General features: G+C 80.0%; 1 protein-coding gene. It reads left to right on the plus strand.

All coding sequences use genetic code 11. The features are described 5' to 3' along the window. Nucleotides 1–255 (plus strand): hypothetical protein (locus tag FHN55_RS23095; RefSeq protein ID WP_218974940.1); only part of this gene is annotated, 255 nt, incomplete at both ends.

Consider the following 255-nt stretch of genomic DNA (forward strand, 5'->3'; position numbering starts at 1 on the left):
CCGCGCTGCGGCTGCCGCCGCGCTGGGCGTCGGCCCACCTGCTCGTCTCGTGCTCGGTGGTGGTGGGCGGCGCCGTGGCCGGCCGGGGTCCCTTCTCGGCGTGGGGACCGGGCGGAGCGGTGGAGCTGGCCCAGGCCTGCGCGTGCGTGCTGGCGCTGATGGCGCTGGTGGTCGCGCTGCACCGCGAGCACGGGCTGGTGGCCGAGCGCAGGCTGGACACCGCGCTGGCGGGCGCGCGGGACCACGCCGCCCTGC

The organism is Streptomyces sp. NP160, assembly GCF_006335115.1.
GTDB lineage: Bacteria > Actinomycetota > Actinomycetes > Actinomycetales > Quadrisphaeraceae > Quadrisphaera.